Annotated in this window: 21 protein-coding genes; 5 read left to right on the top strand and 16 right to left on the bottom strand. The window is 70.0% G+C overall.

Translation table 11 applies throughout. The features are described from left to right. Positions 1 to 20: 20 nt before the first annotated feature. Both ACFXK0_RS10270 and ACFXK0_RS10265 read right to left on the bottom strand, forming a co-directional pair. Positions 21 to 653, bottom strand: coding sequence for a DUF305 domain-containing protein (locus ACFXK0_RS10270; RefSeq protein WP_379409719.1), 633 nt, complete (start codon positions 651 to 653; stop codon positions 21 to 23). After that, positions 650 to 2,215 (bottom strand): LVIVD repeat-containing protein, encoded by a 1,566-nt coding sequence (locus tag ACFXK0_RS10265; RefSeq protein WP_379409717.1) that lies wholly within the window; start codon positions 2,213 to 2,215, stop codon positions 650 to 652. The genes ACFXK0_RS10270 and ACFXK0_RS10265 overlap by 4 nt, the downstream gene beginning before the upstream one ends. 224 nt (positions 2,216 to 2,439) lie before the next feature. On the opposite strand from ACFXK0_RS10265, the gene ACFXK0_RS10260 reads away from it, so the two are divergent. The 3 genes from ACFXK0_RS10260 to ACFXK0_RS10250 all read left to right on the top strand — a co-directional run bounded on the left by ACFXK0_RS10260 (position 2,440) and on the right by ACFXK0_RS10250 (position 6,581). Beyond that, on the top strand, positions 2,440 to 4,182 hold the full coding sequence (locus tag ACFXK0_RS10260) for a BCCT family transporter (protein WP_379409716.1): 1,743 nt from the start codon (positions 2,440 to 2,442) through the stop codon (positions 4,180 to 4,182). A gap of 109 nt (positions 4,183 to 4,291) precedes the next feature. Continuing rightward, entirely contained in the window at positions 4,292 to 5,176 is an 885-nt protein-coding gene (locus tag ACFXK0_RS10255; protein ID WP_379409715.1) for a diiron oxygenase, read from the top strand. A gap of 22 nt (positions 5,177 to 5,198) precedes the next feature. Beyond that, on the top strand, positions 5,199 to 6,581 hold the full coding sequence (locus ACFXK0_RS10250; protein ID WP_379409714.1) for a 4Fe-4S binding protein: 1,383 nt from the start codon (positions 5,199 to 5,201) through the stop codon (positions 6,579 to 6,581). Here ACFXK0_RS10250 and ACFXK0_RS10245 read toward each other — a convergent pair. After that, the gene (locus tag ACFXK0_RS10245) at positions 6,578 to 7,486 is read right to left on the bottom strand and encodes a 3-methyladenine DNA glycosylase (RefSeq protein ID WP_379409712.1); all 909 of its coding nucleotides are present in this window, start codon (positions 7,484 to 7,486) and stop codon (positions 6,578 to 6,580) included. The two genes, ACFXK0_RS10250 and ACFXK0_RS10245, sit on opposite strands and share 4 nt — an antisense overlap. 48 nt (positions 7,487 to 7,534) lie before the next feature. Next, on the bottom strand, positions 7,535 to 8,614 hold the full coding sequence (locus tag ACFXK0_RS10240; RefSeq protein WP_379409825.1) for an NAD(P)-dependent alcohol dehydrogenase: 1,080 nt from the start codon (positions 8,612 to 8,614) through the stop codon (positions 7,535 to 7,537). 194 nt (positions 8,615 to 8,808) lie between these two features. Between ACFXK0_RS10240 and ACFXK0_RS10235 the strand changes: the two genes are divergently transcribed. Next, the gene (locus ACFXK0_RS10235; protein WP_379409711.1) at positions 8,809 to 9,303 is read left to right on the top strand and encodes a hypothetical protein; all 495 of its coding nucleotides are present in this window, start codon (positions 8,809 to 8,811) and stop codon (positions 9,301 to 9,303) included. 31 nt (positions 9,304 to 9,334) lie between these two features. Here ACFXK0_RS10235 and ACFXK0_RS10230 read toward each other — a convergent pair whose 3' ends face one another. From ACFXK0_RS10230 to ACFXK0_RS10185, 10 genes are all read right to left on the bottom strand, one after another. Then, a complete protein-coding gene (locus tag ACFXK0_RS10230) occupies positions 9,335 to 10,399 on the bottom strand; it encodes a hemolysin family protein (RefSeq protein WP_379409709.1) in 1,065 nt (354 codons plus the stop codon). Then, positions 10,392 to 11,747, bottom strand: a complete 1,356-nt coding sequence (locus ACFXK0_RS10225) for a hemolysin family protein (protein ID WP_379409708.1) — start codon at positions 11,745 to 11,747, stop codon at positions 10,392 to 10,394. Before ACFXK0_RS10225 ends, ACFXK0_RS10230 begins: the two co-directional genes overlap by 8 nt. Positions 11,748 to 12,001: 254 nt before the next feature. Further along, on the bottom strand, positions 12,002 to 13,438 hold the full coding sequence (locus ACFXK0_RS10220; RefSeq protein WP_379409707.1) for a GuaB1 family IMP dehydrogenase-related protein: 1,437 nt from the start codon (positions 13,436 to 13,438) through the stop codon (positions 12,002 to 12,004). 66 nt (positions 13,439 to 13,504) lie between these two features. Further along, the gene (locus tag ACFXK0_RS10215) at positions 13,505 to 14,371 is read right to left on the bottom strand and encodes a DMT family transporter (RefSeq protein ID WP_379409706.1); all 867 of its coding nucleotides are present in this window, start codon (positions 14,369 to 14,371) and stop codon (positions 13,505 to 13,507) included. A 222-nt stretch (positions 14,372 to 14,593) separates the two neighbouring features. Further along, entirely contained in the window at positions 14,594 to 16,069 is a 1,476-nt protein-coding gene (locus ACFXK0_RS10210) for a DEAD/DEAH box helicase (protein WP_379409704.1), read from the bottom strand. Positions 16,070 to 16,315: 246 nt separating this feature from the next. After that, the gene (locus ACFXK0_RS10205; RefSeq protein WP_379409703.1) at positions 16,316 to 17,254 is read right to left on the bottom strand and encodes a M56 family metallopeptidase; all 939 of its coding nucleotides are present in this window, start codon (positions 17,252 to 17,254) and stop codon (positions 16,316 to 16,318) included. Between the two features lie 64 nt (positions 17,255 to 17,318). Continuing rightward, complete coding sequence (locus tag ACFXK0_RS10200) at positions 17,319 to 17,699, bottom strand: BlaI/MecI/CopY family transcriptional regulator (RefSeq protein ID WP_379409701.1); 381 nt, start codon at positions 17,697 to 17,699, stop codon at positions 17,319 to 17,321. A 71-nt stretch (positions 17,700 to 17,770) separates the two neighbouring features. After that, positions 17,771 to 18,595 carry an ABC transporter ATP-binding protein gene (locus tag ACFXK0_RS10195; protein ID WP_379409700.1) on the bottom strand — a complete coding sequence of 275 codons (825 nt, stop codon included), beginning with the start codon at positions 18,593 to 18,595 and terminating at the stop codon, positions 17,771 to 17,773. Then, positions 18,592 to 19,605 (bottom strand): FecCD family ABC transporter permease, encoded by a 1,014-nt coding sequence (locus ACFXK0_RS10190; protein ID WP_379409824.1) that lies wholly within the window; start codon positions 19,603 to 19,605, stop codon positions 18,592 to 18,594. The genes ACFXK0_RS10195 and ACFXK0_RS10190 overlap by 4 nt, the downstream gene beginning before the upstream one ends. Positions 19,606 to 19,712: 107 nt before the next feature. Further along, on the bottom strand, positions 19,713 to 20,759 hold the full coding sequence (locus ACFXK0_RS10185) for a FecCD family ABC transporter permease (protein ID WP_379409699.1): 1,047 nt from the start codon (positions 20,757 to 20,759) through the stop codon (positions 19,713 to 19,715). A 111-nt stretch (positions 20,760 to 20,870) separates the two neighbouring features. On the opposite strand from ACFXK0_RS10185, the gene ACFXK0_RS10180 reads away from it, so the two are divergent. After that, on the top strand, positions 20,871 to 21,584 hold the full coding sequence (locus ACFXK0_RS10180; protein WP_379409698.1) for a hypothetical protein: 714 nt from the start codon (positions 20,871 to 20,873) through the stop codon (positions 21,582 to 21,584). A gap of 5 nt (positions 21,585 to 21,589) precedes the next feature. On the opposite strand, the gene ACFXK0_RS10175 is transcribed toward ACFXK0_RS10180, so the two are convergent. Beyond that, positions 21,590 to 23,014 carry a wax ester/triacylglycerol synthase family O-acyltransferase gene (locus ACFXK0_RS10175; RefSeq protein WP_379409697.1) on the bottom strand — a complete coding sequence of 475 codons (1,425 nt, stop codon included), beginning with the start codon at positions 23,012 to 23,014 and terminating at the stop codon, positions 21,590 to 21,592. Beyond that, a complete protein-coding gene (locus tag ACFXK0_RS10170) occupies positions 23,011 to 24,036 on the bottom strand; it encodes an alpha/beta hydrolase (RefSeq protein ID WP_379409696.1) in 1,026 nt (341 codons plus the stop codon). The genes ACFXK0_RS10175 and ACFXK0_RS10170 overlap by 4 nt, the downstream gene beginning before the upstream one ends. Between the last annotated feature and the right edge of the window lie 1,281 nt (positions 24,037 to 25,317).

The following is a 25,317-nucleotide window of genomic DNA, read 5'->3' as shown; positions in this document are numbered from 1 at the left end:
CATTCTGGAGCGGTATCGGATCACGGCTGTACGCCGCGCGCATCGAGGAGGACCCCGAGATAGCCCAGCTCCTGGCTCTGGGATTGCACCATCGCGCGGGCCGACTGTTTCACCGCGCCGGAGGTGAGCAGGCTGTCGGCGCTGCGGGCCATGGTGATGCCGCCGGCGTGGTGGCGGTACATCAGTTGCAGGAACAGGGTTTCGGCCGCGTTGCCGCGGGCGGCGGACAGCGCGTCGAGTTCGGCGAGGGTCGCCATGCCCGGCATCGTGGTGGTGGTGGCGGCGGTCGAATCGTGGTGGTGGCCGGTGTTTTCCGGCATCCACGCCATCGGCTGGTTCGAGGTCGGGGCGGCTCCGGCGAGCTGGGTCCAGCCCAGCAGGGTGCCGATCTCCACGCGCTGGGTGTCGGCGATCTGGTCGGCGAGGCGGCGCACGGTCGGATCGACGGCGGGGTCGAGGCGTTGGGTGAGGATCAGCGCCTGCTGGTGGTGCGCGGTCATGTCCTGGACGAATCCCAGCTCGACCGCGGTCAGCACCGGTGCGGGCGCGGCTGTTTCGGGGATCAGCAGCGGGCGCAGGGCGGCGCCGAGCACCAGCAGGAACACGGCGGCGGCCCCCGCGGCGGCCAGGCGCGACAGCCGTGCCCCGGTCACGATCCCACCGTCGACTGCTGATTCGCCGGCGGCGTGTAGACACCGTTGTCGAGCTGCAACACCATGAACCCGTTGTCCGAACAGGTGACATAGAGCTGATCACCACGCCACTCCGGCGGCGACAGGCACCAGTCGGTGGACAGGTCACCGAAGGCGACGTCCCCGGCCCGGGCGGACAGGATCTGCGCCGGGTCGATCAGTCCCTCGGCCAGCGAACGCAGCGCCGCGGGCGCGGTCATCACCGGAATGCCGATGATCGAGGCCAGCGCGTGCGGCGAGTTCCAGATCTCGAGGTTGTGCCCGGTCCTGGCCGGCGGGTTGAAGTAGGCGATCTCGCGGATCGCGTCGGGATCGCTGACATCGAACACCCGGATCCCCGAGGAGATCCACCCGCAGGCCAGCGCTGTCGGATCGTCGGGCCGATCGGCGGTGCAGTAGTGCGATTCGTAGGAGAACGCCGAACCGCCCATGGCCGAACCGATTCCGGCATCGATGTTTTCCGGCAGATTGATCTCGAGTTTGACCTTGGCCCGGATCCGCGGGTCGCTGTCCTGGCTGACATCGATGAGTTTCACCCCACCCGAGCCGCCCTCGTCGACGGTGAACAGGTGCGGCACACCGTCGTAGGTGACCGGCACACTGTGCTGGGTCGCCCATCCGTCGGTCCAGAAGGTCCGTCCCAGATGCGGCACCTGCGGATTCGGATCACGGCGCTGCACCGCGCTCACATCGAGCACCGTGAAACCGCCGAGCGCGGAGATGTAGAGCCGGTTGCCGTCCGGGCTCACGCCCATCCCGTGCGCCTCGATCCCGGTCAGCCCCTGCCAGATCACCCGCGGATTCGCCGGATCGGTCAGATCGACGGCACTGAGGAAACCGGGCACCAGACCCGATGCCCAGTAGGTGCGCCCGTCGGGGGAGAAGCCGCCCTCGTGGGTCGTGATCGGCAGCGGCATCAGCAGATTCGAGCCGGTGCCCGGGTTGAGCAGCCGCGGATGCGCGCAATCGGAGATGTCGTAGACCGACAGGTACCCCGCTCCCAGACCGACCGGGACGCCGGTGCCGACGAGCAGTTTGCGAGTCGTGTTGACCTTCAACGTCTCCCAGGTTCCGGCGAGCATGGCCGGTTCCGCGAGGGTCGCGGTCAGCACCGGATTCGCCGGATCGGACGCATCGATCACCTGGACGCCGGGATGCTCGCTGAGCAGCGTGCCGGGGAAGAACGAGCCGACATAGGCGCAGTGTTCGAAGCTCGTCGAGGTGATGCCGGCGCCGCGCCCGGTGTAGCCGCCGACCATCGACATATTGCAGCGGTAGCCCTGGGTGCTGCGGCCACTGTCCCGGTCAGCCGCCGGCACGTCGCCCTGGAGGCCGGTCTCCGGGAGCGAGCCGGGGCCGCAGTCGGCGCGGGGGACCGCGGTGCGCCCGACATCGAGGAACTCGCGCACGGTTCCCGCGAGGTCGGCGACCGGATCGGCGCCGGCTCCCGCGGGCAGTCCGATGGCTGTCAGCGCGGCGACCGCCGCCAGTGCCGTCCAGCGGCGCAGTGTCCGTGCGTGCATCGTGCCTCCCCGACCGTACCCGTCCCACGGCAACTGGCTCAGACAGTTACCTGTCTTCGGATGGTAGAGCGAGCAGGCCGCGCGCACGCGGGGTTTCGGCGAATCGGCCGCTCGCCCGGACAGCCGAATCCCGGACTGGGATCGCGGCACGCTGTACGGTTGCTCAGGTAGCGAACGGCGCGGTGGAGCGTGCCGGCTCCGCGACCGGAAAGGACTCGGAATCCATGTCGAACGATGTCGTTGGCACCTCGGGTGGCACGGACGGGAACGCGGACGCGGTAGCCCACCGATCGCCGGGCAGGCCCCGCCTGGATCTGTTCGTCTTCTGCGCCACCGCGATCGGCGCGCTGGCCTTCGTGGCGTGGGGTGTACTCGACGACGAGAGTCTGGCCTCCGCAGCGGGTTCCGCGCAGAAATGGGTCATCACCAACACGGGCTGGTTGTTCGTGCTCGTCGCGACCGCGTTCGTCTTCTTCGTGATCTGGCTGGCCATCAGCCGATACGGGCGGATCCCGCTCGGCACCGACGACGAGAAGCCCGAGTTCCGCACGGTGTCCTGGATCGCGATGATGTTCAGCGCGGGCATGGGCATCGGGCTGATGTTCTGGGGCGTGGCCGAACCGTTGTCGCACTTCGTGAATCCGCCGCCGCACACCGCCGAGCCGGGCAGCCCGGCAGCGGCCGAGGTCGCGATGGCCACCACGCTGTTCCACTGGACCCTGCACCCCTGGGCGATCTACGCGGTCGCCGGTCTGGCCATCGCCTACGGCACCTTCCGTAAAGGCCGCTCGCAGTTGATCTCCGCGGTCTTCCGCCCGCTGCTCGGCCGGCGCGCCGAGGGCATCGGTGGCCGGGCGATCGACATGATGGCGATCTTCGCGACGCTGTTCGGTTCCGCGGCCTCGCTGGGCCTGGGCGCCCTGCAGATCGGCGCCGGCATGGAGTTCAACGGCTGGATCGACGGGATCGGCAAGGTGGGTCTGGTCGCGATCATCTCGGGCCTGACCGTGGCATTCGTTGTCTCGGCGGTCTCCGGTGTCGAGAAGGGCATCCAGTGGCTGTCCAATATCAATATGGTGCTGGCGCTGGCGATCGCGGCCTTCGTCTTCGTCGCCGGGCCCACCCTGTTCATGCTCAACATGCTGCCGATCTCGCTCGGCGACTACGTCGAATTCCTGCCGACGATGGCCTCGCGCACCGGCGCGGGCGACGAGGCGATGAAGGCCTGGCTGTCGAGCTGGACGATCTTCTACTGGGCCTGGTGGATCTCCTGGACCCCGTTCGTCGGCATGTTCATCGCGCGGATCAGCCGGGGCCGCACCATCCGTCAGTTCGTCACCGGCGTGCTGCTGGTACCGAGCGCGGTGAGCCTGCTGTGGTTCGCGATCTTCGGCGGTGCGGGCATCGCCGAGCAGACCGAGCACCACGACCTCACCGAGCCCGACGGCAGCGTCGACTCCGACAACGCACTGTTCCACCTGCTCGACCACTATCCGATCGCCTCGGTGACCACGGTGGTGGTGATGATCCTGGTCGGCATCTTCTTCGTCTCCGGTGCCGACGCGGCCTCGATCGTCATGGGCACGCTGTCCGAGCGCGGCAGTATCGAGCCGTCCAGGATGACGGTCATCTTCTGGGGCGCGGCCACCGGCGCGGTCGCCGCGATCATGCTGGTCATCGCCGATTCCGACAATCTCGGCGGGGCGCTGACCGGTTTGCAGGCGCTGACGACGGTGGTCTCGCTCCCGTTCCTGGTGGTGATGGTCGGCATGTGCGTGTCGCTCTACAAGGATCTGCGCGACGACCCGCTGATCCTGCGCGCCGATCGTGGCATCGAGCTCGTCGAGGTGGCCGTGGACAAGGGCACCGAGCTGCACGAGGGTGATTTCTCACTGGTCACCGAGGCCACCGACGAAGAGCAGGCGATCGATCCGGCCGTGCTCGAACGGGACCTCGAACGGGGCTAGGCGCCGCGCCGGGCGCAACCCGTTTCCGCAGGACAGCGCGGATATACTATCGTGCACCGAATCGCTCAGGAGAAGCAGCTCACCCGCCGATCACACCGGAGAGTCGACCATGCCCGAGCCAGAGGATTCCGCGACGCTCTACGGCCAGCTGCTCGAGTCGGCCCGCCGGCTTTCCTTCGACCTGCGCGACTGCGAGGCCGGTACCGGGACCGACACCGACCGGCACGGCATGACCCCGGAGTGGTCCCCGCTCTACGGCACCCCGATGTGGATCCGGATGAGCGAGCCGGAGCGGCGGCGGCTGACCCGGCGCGAGGTCTCGCACTTCCTCGGGGTGGCCATCTGGCTGGAGGTGGCGCTGCAGATCGTGCTGCTGCGGCGCAACCACAGCGTCGATCCGACACGCGCGGATGTGAAGTTCCTGTTCAACGAGTGCGCCGACGAGAACATGCACTCGCTGATGTTCGTCGGCGCGATCGAGCAGCTCGGGGAACGCTACAGCCCGCTGGACCGGGTGATGCTCCTGATGGGCTGGGTGTTCCGCACCTTCGCGTGGAACGAGGTCGCCTACGGGATCGTCCTGGCCGGCGAAGAGGTCTTCGATGTGATGCAACGCGACTGGTCGATCGACGAGCGGGTCGCCCCGGCGGTGCGCCGCAGCTCGTATGTGCACGTGGTCGAGGAGTCCCGGCACATGAGTTTCGCGCGCCAGAAGATGCGCGATCACCTGCGCGAGGTCTCCCGCGTCCGCCGCTATGTGAGCGCCGTGCTGATCGCGGTGGGCGCGCACATCATCGCCAAGGGCCTGGTCAACAAGGCGATCTACCGGGATCTGGGGCTGGACTGGCGGGCCGCGAAGCTCGATATCGATCGCAACGAACACCATCGCATGATGTTCCGCAGGGCGACCGCGCCGCTGGTGGAGTTCCTCGACCGGGAAGGACTGCTCAACGGCGTCGCGCGCACCATCTACCGCAAGTCGAACCTCCTGTGAAAGGCAGCCGACAGTGAGTTTCGTGATTCTCGGACACTGCTGCAAGGACGGATCCTGCCTGCAGGTCTGTCCACAGCACTGTATTCGCCCCACTCCCGGCGACCCGGAATTCGCTGCGGCCGACCATCTTTCCATCGATCCCGGCGCCTGCATCGGCTGCTCGGCGTGCGTGGACGCCTGCCCGGTGGACGCCATCAAGGCCGAAGTGGCGCTGACCGACGCCGAGCGGGTGTACATCGGCGCGCAACTGCCTGCGTCGCCACGCGCACCGCGCCCCGGCAGACCCGAGCTCCCGGCCGCCCTGAGCTGTGGGCGGGGCCGGATCAGCGTCGCCGTCGTCGGTGCCGGATCGGCGGCGATGTACACCGTCCGGGAGCTGCTACAGCGATCCAGTGCTGTCCGGGTGACGGTGTTCGAGCAGAGTTCGCAGCTCGGCGGGCTGCTGCGGACTGCGGTGGCGCCGGGACATCGGGGGATCCGGCGGCTGACCCGGCTGTTCGACGTTCCGTTCGCGGACTCACGGGTCGAGACCTGCTTCGACACCCGGGTCGGTGCCGACGTGACGATCGATGCCCTGCGCAGCCGATTCGACGCGGTGATCCTGGCCTTCGGGGCCGCCGCGCCGCGGGCGGTGGCGGGGGCGTCGATGCCGGAGGTCCATCAGGCGATCGATCTGCTGACCGGCGCCCATGCGGTCGGGTCCGGTGGCGCACCCGCGGTGGCGGGTCCGACGATGGCGATCGCCGGCGGCGGCAATGTAGCGCTGGATGTGGTGACCGGGGTCGCCCGGCAGCGCATCGTCGCCCGCTCGGGCGCACCGATCGCGCGGGTGATCGTCCTCGCCCGCGCACCCGCCTCCCGGCCGCCGTTCACCTTCTCGGCGCTGCACGAGCTGCGCCAGCTCGACGTGGACATCACCGTCGACACCGGCGGCCACCGGCTCGATGCCGTTGCGCCCGGCCCCCTCGATCGGCTGCTGACCGAACTCGCGCAGGGTGCACGTCCGTCGCCGCGCTCGGGGCTCGCGGTCGAGGTGCGGTTCGGCCGGGAGGTCACCGGCTTGCACGCGGCCGCCGGGCGCATTCGCGTGGACACCCGGCGAATCACCTCGGGTGATCCGGGCCCGCTCGCGGGGGAGACGGCAGTGACCGCCGACTCGGTCGTCCTGGCCTCGGGATTCACCTGTGCGCCGCTGCCGGGTGTCCCGCTCGGGTCCGACGGTGCGGTGTCCAACCGGCGGGGCCGGGTCGTCGTCCCCGAGACCGGTGCGCCGATCGAGGGACTCTACGTGGTCGGCTGGGCCAAGCGCGGTGGTCGCGGCGGGGCCGGTGAGAACCGGCGGTGTGCGACGGAAACCGTCGACATGATCGCGGCGGACCTGGCCACGGCACCGAGCAGAGCCTAGTCCTCGGGCCGGGGTGCGGTGGCCGCCAACGCGAGGCAGGCCCGATGCAACCGATCCCGCAGGGTGTCGGCGGATTCGGCGATCGCCACCTGGGACCGCACGTACTCCGCGCGCCCGGACGGTGTTTCGATACGCACCGGCGCGTAGCCGAACTCGCGCAGATCGTACGGGCTGGCGCGCATGTCGAGTTCGCGTGCGGCGCAGGCGAGTTCGAAACAGTCGAGAACCAGCTCCGAGGAGATCAGCGGCGCGAGTTTGAAACTCCACTTGTAGATGTCCATATTGGCGTGCAGACAGCCCGGTTGTTCGCGATCCACCTGGCCGGCCCGGGTGAGGGGTTCGGCATTGCGGCCGACCGCGTCGGGGGTGAAGAACCGGAACGCGTCGAAGTGGGTGCAGCGCAACGACATCGACTCCACCACGGCATCAGTGCCCGCAGGCCCCAGCCGCAGCGGCACCTGCTGGTGGCGCACGTCGTCGGTGCGGTACACCATCGCCCACTCGTGCAGACCGAAGCAGGACAGCTGGGCCGGGCGGCGCGCGGTCGCGGCGAGCAGTCGCGCCACGAACGCGATGGTGTCACCACGCTTGGCCAGATACGCCGGATCGGCGGTGTACACGTCCGCGCCGACCCGGTGATACCCCCGCGCCCCGGCGTAGTCGTGCGCGTCCCGCAGCCCGATCCCGAACCCGGGATGCCAGCGCCGCAACTGCGCGGGCTTGTTGCCGTAGTAGGTGAACAGGAAATCCACGACCGGATGGGTGATACCCGCCGCACGGCGCTCCAGATACGGCCCGACCAGCCGATCGAGCCGCTCCCGATGCGCCAGCGCCTGTGCCTGCCACTCGACCGGCGGCAATATCCGCAGGTCAGTGGTGTGGTCCAGGTCCTCGCGCGTGCTCACCTGTCCATTCTCCCGCACCGCTCCGTGGCACGACCGCCGCCGTGGTGGTCAGGGGAAGGTCACCACGGCCTTGACCACCGCGCCCGAGGCCATGTCGGCGATGGCTTCGTTGATCCGGTCGATCGGGTAGCTGCGCACCACCCGCTCCATCGGCAGCAGTCCGCGGCGGTGCCAGTCGATCAGGCGGGGCAGGAAGACCTGGGGGTCGACATCGCCTTCGATGCTGCCGCGCAAGGTCTTTCCGCGGCCGATGAGCGCCGCTACGTCGATCGGCAACGGGGACGGGCCGAGTCCTACCAGGGCCAAGGTGCCGCGCGCGGTGAGTGATTGCAGGGCCGTCGCGATCACCGGTGCCGCGCCGGTGGTGTCGAGTGCGTGGGTGGCGCCGCCGAGTTCGGCGATGTGCGCGGCCGCGTCGCCGGCACCGGCGGCGATGGTCAGATCCGCGCCGAGTTCGGCCGCCAGGGCGAGCCGCTGCGGGGACAGGTCCACCGCGACCACCGTGCCGACGCCGAGCGCGCGGGCCGCCATCACCGCCGACATCCCGACTCCGCCCACCCCGAACACCGCCAGCACCGAGTCGGGCCCCGGCGCGAGCACCTCGGCCACCACCCCCGCCCCGGTCTGCACGGCACAGCCGAACGCCGCGACCAGCACGGGGTCGACCCCGGGATCGACGACGACGAGATTGCGTGCGGTCGCCAGGACGTGCGAGGCGAAGCTCGACTGACCGAAGTAGGCGCCGACCACCGGGCCCGACTCCCCGGTGAGCGGCGAATCCGCGCCGAACCGCCCGGCATTGAGCACTGCCCACTGCGCGCAGTAGCCGGGGAACCCGCGCCGGCATTCGGCGCAGGTGCCGCAGCTCTGATACGTCAGCAGCACGAGGTCTCCGATCGCGACCCCGGTCACCTGAGCACCGACCGCCTCGACAACCCCGGCGCCCTCGTGCCCGAGCACGATCGGCAACTCCGCGGGCACGGCCGCCCGGGTGGTCAGATCGGTGTGGCAGATCCCCGAGGCGAGGACACGCACCAGCACTTCGTCCGGGCGCGGCGCACGCAGCCGCAGCTGTCGCAGGGTCAGCGGATCGTCGGCTCCGGCCGATACCGCCGCGGTGATCGCCAATCCTGTTCCGGTCATTGCTGTCCACTCCCGACCTCGACGCCATCGTCTCGACCAGAACAACATCCCGCATGTATGGACAGATGTCCATACATGCGTTCAGGCAGTCTGGCTGTTCGCCCGAATCGGTGATCGCGGCCCGGATTCGAACCCGGTGCGGTGGGCATACGGGGTGTATGCGGAGCCGATGGATTCTGATGATGCTGGCGGTACCCGTGATCGCGATCGCGGGCTGCGATGATCGCGGCAGTGTCGGGTCGAGCCATGCTCGTGGCAGTATCGGGCAGGTCGGAGCGGTCACTGTGCAGAACGCGTACCTGGTGCCGACGACGCAGCCCGGGGGCTGTGTGATCCAGGTGGACGCCCCGGCGGAACTGAGTTTCACCGTCACGAACAATGCTCGCGAGCCGGACCGGTTGATCGGCATCGACGGGCCGCCGGCATCCTCGGTCGAGCTGCGCGCCACACCGGAGGAACTCGTCATTCCGGCCGGCGGCGGGCTCGCTGCGGGGCAGGCGATCGAAGAACCCGCACGCCCCGGCAGCGAGGAACCGGTCACCGTCCGGGTGAGCGGGCTGCGGGACTGGGTGAGTCCCGGCCGGCATGTGGATATGAGTTTCCGCTTCGAACGTGCCGGTGCCCTGCAACTCGCGGTGCCCGTCGACTCCTGTCCCACCCAGCAGGTTCGCTGACCGGAACAGCGAGGTCATAGGTGTCGCGCGGTCACTCGACGTTGCGATGGGTGGTGTCGCGCACCGTCCCGACGAACTCCTCGACCAGATCCTCGAGCGCGACCACGCCCACGGTGTTGCCCCGGCTGTCGACCACCCTGCCCAGGTGGCTGCTGGTGCGACGCAGCCGGGCCAGCGCCTCGTAGAGGGTGGTGCCACTGCTGACCGTGGGCAGCGGCCGGATATCGGTGCGGGGGATGACCGTCTCGGGGCCTGCCGCGTCGTCGGCGACCTTGTCCAGCACGTCCTTGACGTGCAGATAGCCGACCAGCGAACCGTCGACCGCGCGCACCGGGTAACGGGAGAACCCGGTCTCGGCGACGGCGGCCTCGATATCGCCGAGGGTGGTGCCGTTGCCGCGCAACGGCACCGACCTGGCCTGCGCCAACGGCACCATCACATCGCCGACGATGCGGTCGGAGGTGCCCAGCGCCTGGGTGAGCCTGCGGTGCTCCTCCTCGTCGAGCAGACCTTCCGAGCGGGACTCGCCGATCATCTCGGCCAGCTCCACCGTCGACACCGTCGCGTCGAGCTCGTCCTTGGGCTCGATCCGCAGCATCCGCAGCGTCATGTTCGCCGCGAGGTTGTACAGCGCGATGAGCGGGCGGGCGATCCGCAGCCAGACCAGATGGATCGGGACCAGCAGCAGCGCCGAACGTTCCGGCCCCGCCAGGGCGATGTTCTTCGGCACCATCTCGCCCAGCAGGATGTGCAGGATCACCACGATGGTCAGCGCCAGCGCGAACCCGACCGGGTGCAGCAGCTGATCGGGCAGGCCGAGCAGCTCGAACGGGCGCTCGATCAGATGCGCGATCGCGGGTTCACCGACCCGGCCGAGCAGGATCGAGCAGATGGTGATGCCGAGCTGGGCCGCGGCCAGCATGATCGAGAGGTTCTCGCCCGCCTCGATCACCGTCTGCGCCTTCTTCTTGCCCTGGGCGACCAGGGCTTCGAGCCGGTCGCGGCGGGCGGAGATGAGCGCGAACTCGGCGGCGACGAAGAACGCGTTGCCCGCCAGCAGCACCACGGTCAGTGCGATTCCGAACAGGTCACCCATGATTGTGCTCCCGTGCCGCCAGATGTGCCGCGTCGACGGGGATCAGCCGGATCCGGTCGATCCGCCGTCCGTCCATGCGCTCGACCCGCGCGACCCAGCCGCCGCCGGTGCCGCGCGAGGCGGGCAGCACCACGTCGTCGCCGGTCGCGGGGATGCGGCCGAGCTGGGTCAGCACCAGACCGCCCAGGGTGTCGTATTCGCCGTCGGGGGCGTCGTAGCCGGTCGCGCGCGACACCTCGTCGATGCGCAGCAGACCCGAGCAGTCCCAGCCGTCGGACACGCGGCGCACGTCACGTTCCTCCTCGTCGTGTTCGTCGCGCACGTCGCCGAGGATCTCCTCGATGAGGTCTTCCATGGTGACCAGGCCCGCGGTGCCGCCGTACTCGTCGACGACCAGCGCGACCTGCATGCCGTCGGCGCGGACCCGTTCCATCACCTCGTCACCGTCGAGACTGGCCGGCACGATCGGCACCGCGACGGCGAGGCGGCTGAGCGGGATCTGCTTGCGCAGGTGCGCCGGATGCAGGAACGCCTGCTTGACGTGCACCACGCCCAGGGTGTTGTCGAGATCGCCGTCGATCACCGGGAACCGGGAGTAGCCGGTGCGCGCGGAGGCGGCGATCAGGTCGGCGACGGTGTCGGCGCGGTCGAGCGACTCCACCTTCACCCGCGGGGTCATCAGATCCTCCGCGCTGCGTTCGCCGAACTCCAGCGAGCGGTCCATCACCTGCGCGGTGCGCTGATCCATCGCGCCGCGCTGGGCCGAGGTGCGCACCAGCGAGCCGAGTTCCTGCGGGGAGCGCGCCGAGCGCAGCTCCTCGGCCGGTTCGATGCCGAGCCGGCGCACCACCCAGTTGGCGGCGCCGTTGAGGAACCGGATCAGCCACTTGAACAGGGCGGAGAAGCCGATCATCGGGCCCGCGGTGAGCCGGGCGGTCGCCATCGGCTTGGCGATGGCGATGTTCTTGGGCACGAGTTCGCCGTAGATCATCGACAGCGAGGTGGCCAGCACCAGGGCCAGTGCCAGCGCGACGCCGTGGGCGGCGTTCTCGCTCAACCCGATCGTGCTCAGCAGCGGATCGAGCAGCCGGGCCAGCACTGGTTCGGCGATGTAGCCGGTGATCAGGGTGGTGATGGTGATGCCCAGCTGGGCACCGGAGAGCTGGAACGACAGCGAATTGTGGGCCTGCTTGACCAGGCGGGACCGGGCATCACCCGCGCGGGCGGCGGCCTCGATCGTGCTGCGCTCGAGCGCGGTCAGGGAGAATTCGGCGGCCACGAACAGGGCGGTGCCGACGGTGAGTGCGACGAAGCCGAGCAGGCTGAGCACGGTCAACACGGTGGTCATCGACGACACCACCGGGATGTCGGAAGAGCGGCGGAGCGAACGGACGCTGCGGAAAGGAGGACGCCGGGTTTGTCACCCGGCTCCGTAGAGGAACCCTCCTGTGTGGCGCCCTTGGACGCGGGTGACAACTGGATCCTTTCGAGGTGGGGAAAGAGCGGTGCCGAGATCGGCACTGTCAATACTAGTGGGTCCCCACCGATGATGTGTCAGCGGCGCGGGCCGACCGGGTCGTCGCCCGGCCGGCCCACGGGTGACTACCAGCCGCTGGGCAGCGGGCGGCCCTCGGCGAAGCCCGCGGCGGACTGCACGCCCAGTACCGCGCGCTCGTGGAACTCCGGCAGCGAGCGGGCACCGGCGTAGGTGCAGGCGCTGCGGACACCGGAGGTGATGTGGTCGATGAGGTCCTCGACGCCGGGACGTTCGGGGTCCAGGCGCATCCGCGAGCTGGAGATGCCCTCCTCGAACAGGGCCTTGCGGGCCCGGTCGAAGCCGCTGTCGGCGGCGGTGCGCGCTGCCACCGCGCGCTTGGAGGCCATGCCGAAGCTCTCCTTGTAGGCGTTGCCGTCGCGGTCGACGCGCAGATCGCCGGGGGACTCGTAGGTGCCGGCGAACCAGGAACCGATCATCACGTTCGACGCGCCCGCCGCCAGTGCCAGGGCGACATCGCGCGGGTGCCGCACACCACCGTCGGCCCACACGTGCACACCGAGTTCCTGTGCGGCAGCGGCACATTCGGCCACCGCCGAGAACTGTGGCCGGCCGACACCGGTCATCATCCGGGTGGTGCACATGGCGCCGGGGCCCACCCCGACCTTGATGATGGTCGCGCCCGCCGCGGCCAGATCGCGGGTGCCCTCGGCGGAGACCACATTGCCCGCCGCCAGCGGCAGCCCGAGACCCAGCTCGGCGACGGCGCGCAGGGATTCGAGCATCTTGGTCTGGTGGCCGTGCGCGGTATCGATGACGAGCACGTCCGCGCCCGCTTCGGCCAGCGCCTTCGCCTTGGCGGCCACATCGCCGTTGATGCCGATGGCGGCGGCGACCCGCAGCTTGCCCGCGGCGTCGACGGCTGGGGTGTAGATCCCGGCGCGGATGGCGCCGGTGCGGGTCATCACGCCGGCCAGCGTGCCGTCCGGGTGAGTGAGCACGGCGAGCTGGGCGTGCGCCTCGGCGAGCCGGTCGAAGATCTCGCGCGGTGACAGGTCGACGGGGGCGGAGACGAAATCGGTGGCGGCCACCTCGCGCAGCCGCGCGAACCGGTCGACGTCGGCGCAGGCGGCTTCGGTGACGACGCCGACGGGTTTGCCGTCCTCGACCACCACGACCGCGCCGTGGGCGCGCTTGTGCATCAACGCCACCGCGTCGGACACCGCGCTGTCGGGGTCCAGGGTGACCGGGGTGTCGGCGGTGAGCGAGCGGCTCTTCACGAACGCGATGGTCTCGGCGGCCGCGGGGATCGGCAGATCCTGCGGCAGGACGACGAGGCCACCGCGCCGGGCGACCGTCTCGGCCATCCGCTTGCCCGCGACCGCGGTCATGTTCGCGCCGACGAGGGGGATGGTGGTGCCGGTGCCGTCGACGCTGGCCAGGTCGACATCGAACCGGGACGCGATATCGGTCCGGTTCGGGACCAGGAAGAGGTCGTCGTAGGTGAGGTCGTACGGCGGCTGGGGTCCCGGAAGAAATCGCACTCGTTCGATGATAGCCGGGTGCGGCGGGGTGTGGGCGGTACCGCAGTGCGCCGCGTCCGGCGCCGGTCAGGAGGTGGTGGTCGCGGCGTCGGACGGTGCCTGCGCGCGGCTGAGCACGACCGTGGCCACGCACATCACCACGACACAGACCGCGAGCACGAGCAGGCCGGTATCGCCGGTGCGCAACCGTTCGTCCAGCGCCGTGAGGCCGAGATAGGCGGCCGCGAGGGGCTCGGCGACCGCGGCGGCCGGGAGCGAGGCGGCGAGGGGCCCGGCCTGGTAGGCGCGTTGCTGGAGGGCGAAACCGACCAGGCCGGCGGCGACCAGCGCCCAGGTCTGCCAACCGGTGAGAACGCTGCCGGGGCCTTCCCCGAACAGCGTGACCACGCGGTCGGTGAGCGCGGCGGCCAGGCCGAACAGCGCGCCACCGGCGAGTCCGAGCGACAGCGCCCGCACCGCCTTGTCGCGCACCAGTGTTCCGGTCAGCGTCGCCACGACGACCACACCGAGCAGCACCGTCAGCGGGACCAGCCACTCCCGCAGCGGCGCGGTGTCCGCGCCCGCGGTCGGATCGCCGATCACCAGGAACAGCACCAGCGCCACGACCAGCGCCAGCGCCGCGAGCACGGCCTGCCCTCTGATCCGCTGCCGGTTCAGCCGGGCCGCCAGCGGCAGCGCGAACACCAGCGAGCACACCAGGATCGGCTGCACCACCAGCACCGCGCCGAAGGCCAGGGCCAGCACCTGCATGCCGTACCCGCCCGCGTCACCGACGATCGCCGCCCACCAGCGCGGGTTGCGCACGAGCGTGCGCGCCAACCCCGAGCCCGGTGGGACCGCGGCGGCCGCTTGATGCTGCGCCACCGAGGACACCGCGAACAGGAGCGCGGCCAGCAGCGCGCACCCGATCGTGGCGATCTCACGGTTCGTCACCCGCTCAGTGTCGCCGATCGCCCTTCCTCGGCGCCCGACCGCCGTGGGCGAGTCGGGCCCGACCCGGCGGCCGGGGATGCCCGAGCGGACAGCCGCAATGGCCCGGGCCGGTCCGGTGCGGTCACCGGGTGGCCATGGGCAGTTCGCCGCCGGTGCGGGTGCTCCGGAGACGACCGTGGCCGAACCGTAATCGGTTCGGCCACGGGGCAATTCAGTACAGCGTCAGTTTGCCGTGCGGTTGCGGCGGGGTGCGGCACCGGCCGGACGCGCGGCCCGGCGACGCGAATTCGTCGGCGTGTCGCCACTGCGGGCGTGTCCGCCGGTTCCCGCCGGCTTGCGGGTGCGCGACTCGCCCGCGGGGCGTTCGCGACGCGGTGCGCCCGCGCCCCGGCTGTGACCCGGCGCGGCGTCGGAAGCTGGTGCGCCACCGGACCTTCCGCGACGCGGGCGGTTGCCGTTCGACGACTTCGGCGCGGTGGCCTGCGCCGGTGCGGCGGGGGCGGCCAGCGCGATGCCGGAGGGCTTGCGCGCGCCGGTGATCTCCACCAGCTTGCGATCACCGGGGCGCACCTCGACGCCGTCGGTCCGCACGCCTGCCTTGCGGGTCATCGCGGCGACGTCCTTGCGCTCCTCGTCGGTGACCAGGGTGACCACGACACCGTCCTCACCGGCGCGTGCGGTGCGGCCCGCGCGGTGCAGGTAGGCCTTGTGCTCGGCGGGCGGGTCGAAGTGCACGACCAGCGAGACGCCGTCGATGTGGATACCGCGCGCGGCGACATCGGTGGTGACCAGCACCGGCACCGAGCCGTCGGCGAAGGCGGCGAGGGTGCGGGTGCGGTTGTTCTGCGCCTTGCCGCCGTGCAGCGAGCCCGCCGCCACACCGGCGCCGCGCAGCTGCTTGGCCAGGCGGTCGGCACCGTGCTTGGTGCGCACGAACATGATGGTCAGGCCCTCGCGCGCGGCGATCTCGGTGGCGACCGAGCGCTTGACGTTCTTGTCGCGCACGTAGAGCAGGTGGTGCGACATGGTGGTCACCGACGCCTCCGGCGGCGCGGTGGAGTGGGTGACGGGCTGGTTCATGTAGCGCTTGACCAGCTTGTCCACGTCACCGTCGAGGGTGGCCGAGAACAGCAGCCGCTGCCCGTTCTTGGGCGTGCGGTCCAGCAGGCGGGTGACCTGGGGCAGGAAGCCCATGTCGGCCATGTGGTCGGCTTCGTCGAGCGCGGTGATCGTCACGTCGGACAGATCGGCGGCGCGCTGCTTGATCAGGTCGTCGAGGCGGCCGGGGGTGGCGATGAGCAGGTCGACGCCGCGTGCGAGCCGGTCGGCCTGCCGCTTGATCGGCGCGCCACCGACCACGGAGGCCACGCGCAGGCCGAGGGAGAGCGCGGCCTCGTCGAGCGCGCGCTCGATCTGGGTCGCGAGTTCGCGGGTGGGGACCAGCACCAGACCGCGCGGGCGGCCGGGCCGGGCGGAGGCGCCGGTCAGGCGGGTCAGCATGGGCAGGCCGAAGGCGAGGGTCTTGCCCGAGCCGGTCGGGCCGCGACCGAGCACGTCACGGCCGGCGAGCGCGTCGCCGATGGTGGCGGCCTGGATGGGGAAGGGCTTCTCGATACCCGCGTTGCGCAGGGTCTGCACCAGTGCGACGGGCAGGCCGAGGTCGGCGAAGGTGGGTTCGGGACGCGAAGAGGTAGACAAAATGGCCTTTCGTTGGGCTGCGAATCGCGCTGGAAGATGACCGGCGCCGATTGACCCGGATACGCAGACAGCGTGCACGGGGTGCGGCCCAGCAGGAAGGACCGGTCTCCCACGATAGGCGTGTTCGGCCTCGGGTGGGTAAACACGCTGGTCAGCCACGAGATTGTGGCAACGTTTGTTGTGATGGTGGCCAGCGCGTGCGCCGGGGTGTCCGGCCGGGCCTGCGCGCGGCGGTAGTTCGCCAGGTCAGCTACGGAACAGGCGGGTGAGTTCCTGCAGCCAGGGCACCGCCACGGCGAGGGTCGGGACCACCAGGATGGCCGCCGATCCGAGGTAGGCGGCCGTGGCGACTCTCACGTCTCCGGTGACCGAGGCGAGGCGCTGGATGCGGATCAGCGTGGTCGGCCCGCCCGCGGCGAGCGCGCCCTGCGGGGCGGTCGACTTCGCGCAGGCGACCAGCGCGCGGGCCAGCGGCTTGGGTCCGGTCACCTTCACCGCGGAGTCGTCGGCGAGCAGTTCGATGAGCAGTTTCACCTGGCCGAGCGCGGCCTTGCTGCGCACCACCCGGGGGAAGGCCTCGTGCACGGCGGTGAACGCCTCGAGCACCAGGTCGTGGCGGGCCCGCAGATGCGAGCGCTCGTGGCTCACGATGGCGGTGACCTCGGCATCGTCGAGGCTGGTCAGGGTGCCTTCGCTGAGCACGACGCGCTGACGCAGGCCGGGCAGACAGTAGGCGATGGGTTCGGTGGCGGCCAGTACCCGGATGTCGGCGGCGCGGCGCACCGGACCGCTCTGATCGAGCAGGTCGACCAGCATGCGATGGCGGGAGCGGCGGCGCCGGGTGTGCACGCCGACGCGCACGATCGAGAACATCAGGCGCGCGCCGACCATCAGGGTAAGCGCGAAGACGAACACGTACACCGTCCACAGTGGCAGACCGAGCGCGTCGATCTCCTTGGTGGGGGAGGTGGTCGGCCTACCGTCGGGGCCGGGAACGAGCAGCAGGCTGGCGATGGCCAGCCCGGAACCGAAGGCGCTGAGCACCGCGGCCAGCGCGATGGCCTGCCACAACACCAGGGCGGCGCGGGGCGTGCGATGCACCCAGGTCGCGCGACTGAGCAACGCTGGTACCGGCCCTGCGAGAAGCAAGGCGAGACCGGCGAAGACTGCCGCGGTTGCGTTCATCGACTCTGCTCACTGCGTTGTGGGACCAGGGGCGCTCACGTCGTTGTGAGAGCCGCCAGGGAGTCTAACTGCTCTTCTCGTCGGATTCGAGCTTGGCGAGCGCCTCACGCAACGCATCGGCCTCGTCCTTGCCCACCTGTTCGACGAAGTGCACCAGCGCCGCGGCGCGACTGCCCGCGGCGTCGGCCTGCTGCAACGCGTCGACCATCAGGCTCGCGACCAGTTCGTCGCGGCTGTGTACCGGTGCGTATCGATGCGCGCGATCGTCGCGTCGCTGCACTACCAGATCCTTTTTCGCCAATCGCTGCAGCACCGTCATCACTGTCGTGTACGCGAGCTCGCGCCGCGCCGCCAGTGCTTCGTGTACCTGCCGCACCGTGAGCGGTTCATCGGCCGACCACAACTGGTCCATGACCGCTTTTTCGAGTTCGCCGAGTCCTGCCATTCCACAATTTTACGGACACAACGACAAAGATGCGTACTACAAGTTGTCGTAACGGGGCGTTTGCTGGTGTGTCATTCGTCATACCCGGTCGCGCCGTGCACGTGCCGGGTGCCGATCGGCACGATCATCGGGCGTCCGGAGACCGGATCGGTGAGGACCGTCGCGTCGAGTCCGAATACCTCGGCCAGCAGCTCGGCGGTGACGATCTCGGCGGGCTTGCCGCGAGTGACGATCCGGCCCTCGGCCATCACCACCAGCTCGTCGCTGTAGCGGATGGCGAGGTTGAGGTCGTGCAGCACCATCACCACCGTGCGGCCCAGCTCGTCGTGCAACCGGTCGACCAGGTCGAGGACTTCGAGCGAGTGTGCGAGGTCGAGGTAGGTGGTCGGCTCGTCGAGCAGCAGGATGTCGGTGCCCTGCGCCAGGGCCATCGAGATCCAGGCGCGCTGGCGCTGTCCGCCGGAGAGTTCGTCGAGGGTGCGCTCGGCCAGATCGGCGATGCCGGTCTGCGCGAGCGCGGCCGCGACCTCGGTCTCGTCGTCGGCCGACCACTGCCGCAACCAGCTCTGATGCGGATGCCTGCCGCGCGCGACCAGGTCGGCCACGGTCAGGCCCTCCGGTGCCACCGGGGTCTGCGGCAGCATGCCGACGATCTGGGCCACGTCCTTGGTCTTCATCGTCGAGATGGCCTTGCCGTCGAGCACCACCTGGCCGGTGCGCGGGCGCAGCAGCCTGCCCAGCGACTTGAGCAGGGTGGACTTGCCGCAGCCGTTGGGTCCGATGACGGTGGTGACCACGCCGGGCGCGATGTCGAGGCTGAGCCCGTCGACGATCACCCGCTCGCCGTAACCGAGGGACACGGCGTCGGCGGCGAGGCGATGGGCGGGGGTGGTCATGAGACTGTGGCCTTCCGGTTCATGCGGACGAGCAGGTAGAGCAGGAACGGTCCGCCCAGCGCGGCGGTGACGATGCCGACCGGCAGGTCGACCGGCAGCACCGCCCGGGCGATGATATCGGCGCCGGTCACCAGCGCGGCGCCGGTCAGCGCGGAGGCGATGAGCGGTTCACCGGGTGTGCGCAGGGCCATCCGGGCGATCTGCGGGGCGGCCAGCGCGACGAAGCCGACCGGCCCGACGACGGCGGTGGCGACCGAGGCCGCGACCACGGCGGCGCCGATCAGCAGCGCCTGCTGCGACTGGATCCGCACGCCGAGCGCCCGGGTGGAATCCTCGCCGAGGCGCAGCGTGGCCAGCGTGCGCGCCGAGCCGACGGCCACCACGGTGACCATGGCCAGCGCCAGGGCGGCGGGGATCAGGCGGTTGGTGTCGGTCGAGTTCAGCGAGCCGTTGAGCCACAGCTGGGCGCGCGCGGCGTCGGTGAGGGTGGCGCGGGTGAGCAGCCAGGTGATCACCGACATGAGCACGGTGTTGACGCCGATGCCGATCAGCACCAGCCGGAACCCGGTGACGCCGCGTTCCCCGGCGCCGCCGCGCCCCCACGCGAGCACATAGATGAGGACCGCGGTGAGCAGCCCGCCCGTCAGCGCGGCCAGCGGGGTGCCGACGGTGGCCATCAGGCCGGTGGCCGCGCCGCCGGTCCCGACCATCACCGCGACCGCGCCGACGCTGGCTCCCGCGGTGATTCCCAGCACATCGGGGCCGGCGAGCGGGTTGTGCAGGATGGATTGCATGATCGCCCCGGCCAGGCCGAGCGCGGCCCCGATGACCACGGCGGTGAGCGCACGCGGCAGCCGCGAATCGAGCACGATGAAGCGCTGCGACCGGCTGCCGCCGCCCCCGAGCACATCGAGAACCCGGCCCAGCCCGATGGTGGTGTCGCCGACCGCGATATCGGTGCAGAACAGCACGAACACCAGCACCGCCAGCGCGACGACGGCGGCCAGCATCACCGGTCGCAGGACCAGGGAGATACCGCCGAACCGCACCGCGGGCCGTACCTTGCGCAGTTCGAGGCGGGCGTGCTGTTCGGCCGCGTCGCCGGCTTTCGTCGTGGTCACAGGCTCACCAACTTCTTGCGGCGTACCAGCGCGATGAAGAACGGGGCGCCGATCACGGCCAGCATCACCCCGACCTGGAGTTCGCCCGGCCGGGCCACCACGCGTCCGGCGACGTCGGCGACGAGCAGCAGCAAGCCGCCGATCAGCGCCGAATAGGGGATCAGCCACCGATTGTCCGGGCCGGTGACGGTGCGCGCGATATGCGGCACCACCAGGCCGATGAACGCGATCGGGCCGACCGCGGCGGTGGCGGCGCCGCTGAGCAGCACCACCGCGACCATCCCGAAGGCCCTGGCCCGGCCCACGTCGACGCCGAGCCCGCGCGCGACATCGTCACCGAGGCTGAGCAGATTGAGTCCGGGCGCGGCCGCTATCGCCATCGCCATGCCGACGGTCAGGAACGGCAGCACCTGCCAGAACACCTCGGCCTCGCGCCCGGCGACGGTGCCGACCACCCAGAAGCGGTAGGTGTCGAGGGCGACATTGTCGAGCACCACGATCGCGTTGGTCATCGCCTGCAGGAACGCCGTCATCGCCGCACCGGCGAGGACCAGCGACAACGGGCCCGCCTTGCCGCCGCCGATCGAGGACGCCCCGAACACGATCAACCCCGCGATCGCCGCCCCGGCGAAGGCGAACCAGATGTACTGGTTCGGCGCGGTGAACCCGAAGAGATACACGCTCAGCGCCGCCAGGAACGCCGCGCCGGCATTGAGTCCGAGCAAACCGGCATCAGCGAGCGGATTGCGGGTATACCCCTGGATGAGCGCGCCCGCGATGCCCAGCGCCATCCCGGCGACCAGGGCCAACGCGGTGCGCGGCAGACGTAGCTCACGCACGATTTCCTCGGCGGTGGAGCGGGCCGGGCATCGGAACGGGCCGCCGTCGCAGCCGAGAGCGTGCGAGATCGCGTCGAACACTGTGGTGGGTGCGAGCGAGCGGGTGCCGATGGCGATGCTCGCCACGATCGCGACGGTGAGCAGCGCAAAGAGCAGTAGAAGCCCGGTCAGCCGACGGCGTCTGACGGTGCCAGGGTGGATCACGGCGACGAACTTCTCCTGCCTCGAAACCGGACACGACTTGTCAAGTCTGGTAAGCCTAACCTATGTTCCGAGACATCATCGTCACGGGAACCAACCGTTCGAGGAGGTTCGATGCCCGAGCCCGTCATCACCACTACGTCCCGCACCGCTACCGCCGCGTCGTTCGACCGCGCCTGTGCCCGGTTGCAATCGCTGCAACCGGAACACCCGCGGGTCTACGCGGTGGCGGCGATGATCGGACAGGGCAAGCGGCGCTGGTGGCATGTGCCCACCGGGCTGTCGGAGGGCCGCGTCGAACTGATGTACCGCAGGCACGCGGCGGAGATGATCAACGACGACATCGCCGCCGAGGTGGTGGCGACCGCGCTCATCCACGCCGTCCTCGGCCGGGTCACCGCGCTGTTCGTGATGTCGGCGCAGGCCTGGGATCCGGGCCGGGACAACCTCTGGATCCACCACGACAACGACGGCGGTATCGACTGGGCGGGCTTGTCCGACACCACGATTCGCGTCGTCGCCGGCAGTGCCGAGGCCGGCGAACCCGGCACGGCCACACTGCCCTGCGAGGCGGCGATGGCGGTGTGGCTGGCCCAGCGCTGCGCCTCGGCGCTGATCCCGCTGCAGTCGGTACTGACCCGCTGCTCGGGCCTGCCCGCGCGCCGGTTCTGGTCGCTGGTGGGCGAATCCGTCGTCGGCGCGGCCACCTACGTGCCCGATCTCGCCCGCGCCGACAGCGCCGCGGGCGCGCGCCGGGGGCAGTTGCTGCTCGGCGCGTTCGAGGAACGCGGACTTCCGGTGCGCCGCAGCAGCTGCCTGCAACGCTGAATCCGTCAGGACCCGGACCGCGCGGGTGTCCCCAGCGCGTTCGCCAGTTCGCGGAACGAACCGAGCAGCAGCTCGCCGTAGCGTTCGGGGTCGGGCATCATCGCGACACTGGTGGTGAAGGCCAGCACGAGCTCCTCGCCCTGCGCGGAGATCAGATGACGCAGGCCGTCGCCGTCGAGAATCGGCAGCGCGCCGACCGCCCGTACGACCGGCATGCCGCAGAAGGTGAGCGAGTCGGTCACCGGTGGCACATTGCTGATCGTGGTGTTGCACATCGGCACGGTATCGGTGCCGTCGAAATGCCGTTGCGCGCGGGCCCAGCCCGCGGCGCGTAGCAGCAGCGCGGGCGCGGTCTCCACCAGCCGGTCGCTGCGCAGCACCACCGGGTCGGCGGTGCGCTGCTTGGCCCGGCCCGCCGACTTCTTGATCGCGGCCAGCCGCGCGACCGGATCGGCGATGTCGGTGTGCAGGTCGACCACCATCTGGCTGAGCCGGTTCGCCGAATCCCAGTCGGCCACCCCACGCATCGACATCGGCACCATCGCCGCGAGCGAACCCTCGGGCGTCTCGCCGTGCTCGGCGAGGTAGCTCGCCAGCGCGCCGGCGACGGTGGTCAGCATCAGGTCGTTGATCGTGACCCGTTGCGGCGCCGCCGCTTTGGCCGCCTGGACCGCCGCCATCGGGATCGGCAGCAGGTGGAAGGTCAGCTCCGAGTGGATATCGCGATTGAACCGGGTCGCCGGGCGCAGGGCGGCCGGTTCGTGGACCGTGCCCGCCGCGACCGACGCCGCCAGCTCCCGCCTGGCCGATTTCGCGCGCCGCAACCCGTCGACGAAACGGATCGGCTGGGTGCCCAGCGCGGCGACCGTGCGGGCCGCCGTCGTCAGCGGACGGGCACCGTCGAGGCGGATCGCGGGCGCGGGATCGGTACCGAAGAGCCGTTGTTCGAGCGCGCGGGTCGCGACGCCGTCACCGGCGCTGTGATGGAACTTCAGCACCACGATGGTGGTCGCGCCCGGCATCGACGGCACGCCGTCGACCCCGTCCATGACGTGGATCTCCCAGGGCGGCCGGGTGAGATCCATACGCGCCGAGGTGATCTCGGCGATCCGGGCGCGCGCCTGGTCCCAGGTCCGCACATCGGTGACCAGCGACAGGTGGTCACGCACCGCCATCGCCGGATCGGGTACCCAGTACGGCAGATCGAGATCCAGCGGCACGCGGTGCAGTCTGCGGTGGAACAGCGCGGAATGGCCGATGCGCGCTCGCGCCCACGCCAGCACCTGATCGAGGCTCAACGGCTGACCCGCCGACGCGTCGGCGAAGTACACGGCCACGATATTGGACAGGTGGCGGTCGGTCTCGTCGTAGACGAACACCGCGTCGCGCGGGCTCAGCTGTTCGGCGCCGACCCGGAGTTCGGCGCTCATATGCCCAGCGCCGTCGCCATCATCGGCCAGGACGCGTGCAGATCGTCCTCCCAGTAGCCCCACGAGTGGGTGCCGGTGGGCCGGATGTTGACGGTGACGTTGGTGCGCCCGAGTTCCCTGGTGCGCTGGCCCATCGCGGCGGTGCAGTACGCGGCCGCGGCCTCGATGCCGCCGCCGACGAGCATCTGGTTGGTCAGAATCGAATTGGGGCTCTTGCCTGCGATGTGCACGCGCGGATTGGCGAGCGTGTCGTGCGGGCCGGGCAGGCCGGTGCCCGCCGAGATGTAGATCGGGATGTCGGGCAGCCGGTGCGCCTGCACGTAGGGGTCGTGTTCGCGCCACATCGCGTCGGTGACCGGACCCCACATGTTCTCGACATCGCCGCCGCCCATCCGCACGACGAGGGAGACGAACGCGCGCCCGATCGGGTCGCTGGTCATCGCGCAGCCGCTGTAGGAGGCGACGCTGCGGTACAGCTCGGGGGCCTGGATGGCCAGATCGAGCACGGAGGTCCCCGCCATCGAGATGCCGGCCAGCGCGTTGACGCCGGTGGTGGCGAAGGCCGCGTCGATCACCGGCGGCAACTCCTGGGTGAGGAAGGTCGTCCACATGTTGTGGCCGTTGTTCTCGAGGTTCTTCGCCAGCCCGGCGTCGGGCTCGAGCCAGTCGGTGTAGTAGCTGAACGCGCCCTCCATCGGGATGACGACATTGACGTGCTTGCCGGCGAAGAAGCCCTCCGCGTCGGTCTGGCCGGACCAGTTGGCCGAATCCTCGCCGCCCCCAGCACCGTTCAGCAGGTACAGGGTGGGAGCGGGGGTGCTGGTGTCGGCGGGCCGCAGCACGCGCAGCGCGATGGTGCGGTCCATCGACGGCGAGTAGACGCTGATCTCGACGGTCTGCGCGGATCTGGTCTGGCTCACCAGGTGGGCGCCGGGCACGGCCTGGGCGCGGGGCGCGTCGGTGAAGACCGGTGTGGTGGCCACGGCCACCGCGCACGCGGCGGACAGGATCGCGCGAAGCATGTGATTGTTCATGGTGCCTGCTGACTTCCCTGATGACGAACGGGGCCCGTGGCGAATGCCGCCGGGCCCCGATTCTTCGAACACTGACCGAATTATCGGTGGTGAACTACTTGCCCGGGTTAGGGGTGCCGCCACTGGCGGTGATCAGTGCCTGAATGAAGGGCAGTGTTGCTTCGCTGAGGCTGCCGGCACCGGTCTTCATAAGTTCGTAGAGGGAACCCATTGTGTACTCCTGAATCTTCTTACGGGTGGATCAGGCTCGTCGAATCGAGCCGGTCGGAAATGCGCGAGCGCACCGGATCAGGGGAAGAACGCTTCCACCGAGCCGAGGAAGACGGCGAGCAGGCCGTCACCTTCCGCTGCGGAGCCGATCCCCGCGATCGCCGCCATCATGATCTCTTCCAGTGAACCCACGTGAATCTCCTTGCCTCGTTGTCCTGCCCCCGCCGGCCGGTACGGCCCGGCGCCGGGGGTGTGGTCACAGTCGGCTGACCGCTGTGACGCCGGTAACGTAACTCCGCTGCCATTGTGTGGCAACCGAATGTTTCACACTCGGGGATTCGTTCATTTTGTTCTTTCCCGATGGAAGGTGCTCAGCGGTTGCGATACGGCGCCGCCGCGCTAGGTGTGACCAGTGGTTGCAGCGAATTCGGGCCGGTTTCGCTGCGAACGGAGATGTTCCCAGGAGGCCGTGTCAAGGGGGATGGATTTCTGCGTCGTCGGTGCTGAGCTGCGACTGATGGCCTGCTGGTGGGTTCGGCATCTGGAGGAGGCGAGGCCGGTGTGGGTTCGGATCCGGAAGGGTTGCGGTAGGCGACGGGGAAGTTGCTGGTGCCGTCTTGCCCCGATTTTTCGGGGCATCGCCCGTTGATTCCGTAGCGGATCGGTCCGTCTTCCGCTTGCTGCATAGTCATGCCGGAAAGCTATTGCCGACCACCGATGTGTCGTGCAACGAGACGGGGGCGGACTGTTGCGCAGTCCGCCCCCGTGGTGTTTCGTCCGGTGCTACTTGCCGGGAGTGGGTGTGCCGCCACTCGCCGAGATCAGCGCCTGCACGAACGGCAGCGCGGCCTCGCTGAGGCTGCCCGCGCCGGTCTGCAGCAATTCGTAGAGAGATCCCATGTGCTCTGTCCTTCGGTGAAGAGGATCGGACCCCTCATCGAGTCCGATCGAATTTTTCGGATGAATTCCGGCTTACGGGAAGAAGGCCTCGACCGAGCCCAGGAATACGCCGAGGAGGCCATCGCCCTCGGCGGCGGAACCGATTCCCGCAATGGCGGC

Source organism: Nocardia sp. NPDC059177 (assembly GCF_042755165.1).
Classification (GTDB): Bacteria; Actinomycetota; Actinomycetes; order Mycobacteriales; family Mycobacteriaceae; genus Nocardia.
Note: the sequence above shows the minus strand (reverse complement) of the source record. Positions and strands in the feature narration are given on the sequence as shown.

Coding starts and splice junctions, on each gene's coding strand:
- ACFXK0_RS10265 (WP_379409717.1), bottom strand. CDS start 2,215: ATGCACGCACGGACACTGCGCCGCTGGACGGCACTGGCGGCGGTCGCC.
- ACFXK0_RS10260 (WP_379409716.1), top strand. CDS start 2,440: ATGTCGAACGATGTCGTTGGCACCTCGGGTGGCACGGACGGGAACGCG.
- ACFXK0_RS10255 (WP_379409715.1), top strand. CDS start 4,292: ATGCCCGAGCCAGAGGATTCCGCGACGCTCTACGGCCAGCTGCTCGAG.
- ACFXK0_RS10235 (WP_379409711.1), top strand. CDS start 8,809: ATGATGCTGGCGGTACCCGTGATCGCGATCGCGGGCTGCGATGATCGC.
- ACFXK0_RS10230 (WP_379409709.1), bottom strand. CDS start 10,399: ATGGGTGACCTGTTCGGAATCGCACTGACCGTGGTGCTGCTGGCGGGC.
- ACFXK0_RS10225 (WP_379409708.1), bottom strand. CDS start 11,747: ATGACCACCGTGTTGACCGTGCTCAGCCTGCTCGGCTTCGTCGCACTC.
- ACFXK0_RS10205 (WP_379409703.1), bottom strand. CDS start 17,254: ATGAACGCAACCGCGGCAGTCTTCGCCGGTCTCGCCTTGCTTCTCGCA.
- ACFXK0_RS10200 (WP_379409701.1), bottom strand. CDS start 17,699: ATGGCAGGACTCGGCGAACTCGAAAAAGCGGTCATGGACCAGTTGTGG.
- ACFXK0_RS10195 (WP_379409700.1), bottom strand. CDS start 18,595: ATGACCACCCCCGCCCATCGCCTCGCCGCCGACGCCGTGTCCCTCGGT.
- ACFXK0_RS10190 (WP_379409824.1), bottom strand. CDS start 19,605: ATGCTGGCCGCCGTCGTCGCGCTGGCGGTGCTGGTGTTCGTGCTGTTC.
- ACFXK0_RS10180 (WP_379409698.1), top strand. CDS start 20,871: ATGCCCGAGCCCGTCATCACCACTACGTCCCGCACCGCTACCGCCGCG.
- ACFXK0_RS10175 (WP_379409697.1), bottom strand. CDS start 23,014: ATGAGCGCCGAACTCCGGGTCGGCGCCGAACAGCTGAGCCCGCGCGAC.
- ACFXK0_RS10170 (WP_379409696.1), bottom strand. CDS start 24,036: ATGCTTCGCGCGATCCTGTCCGCCGCGTGCGCGGTGGCCGTGGCCACC.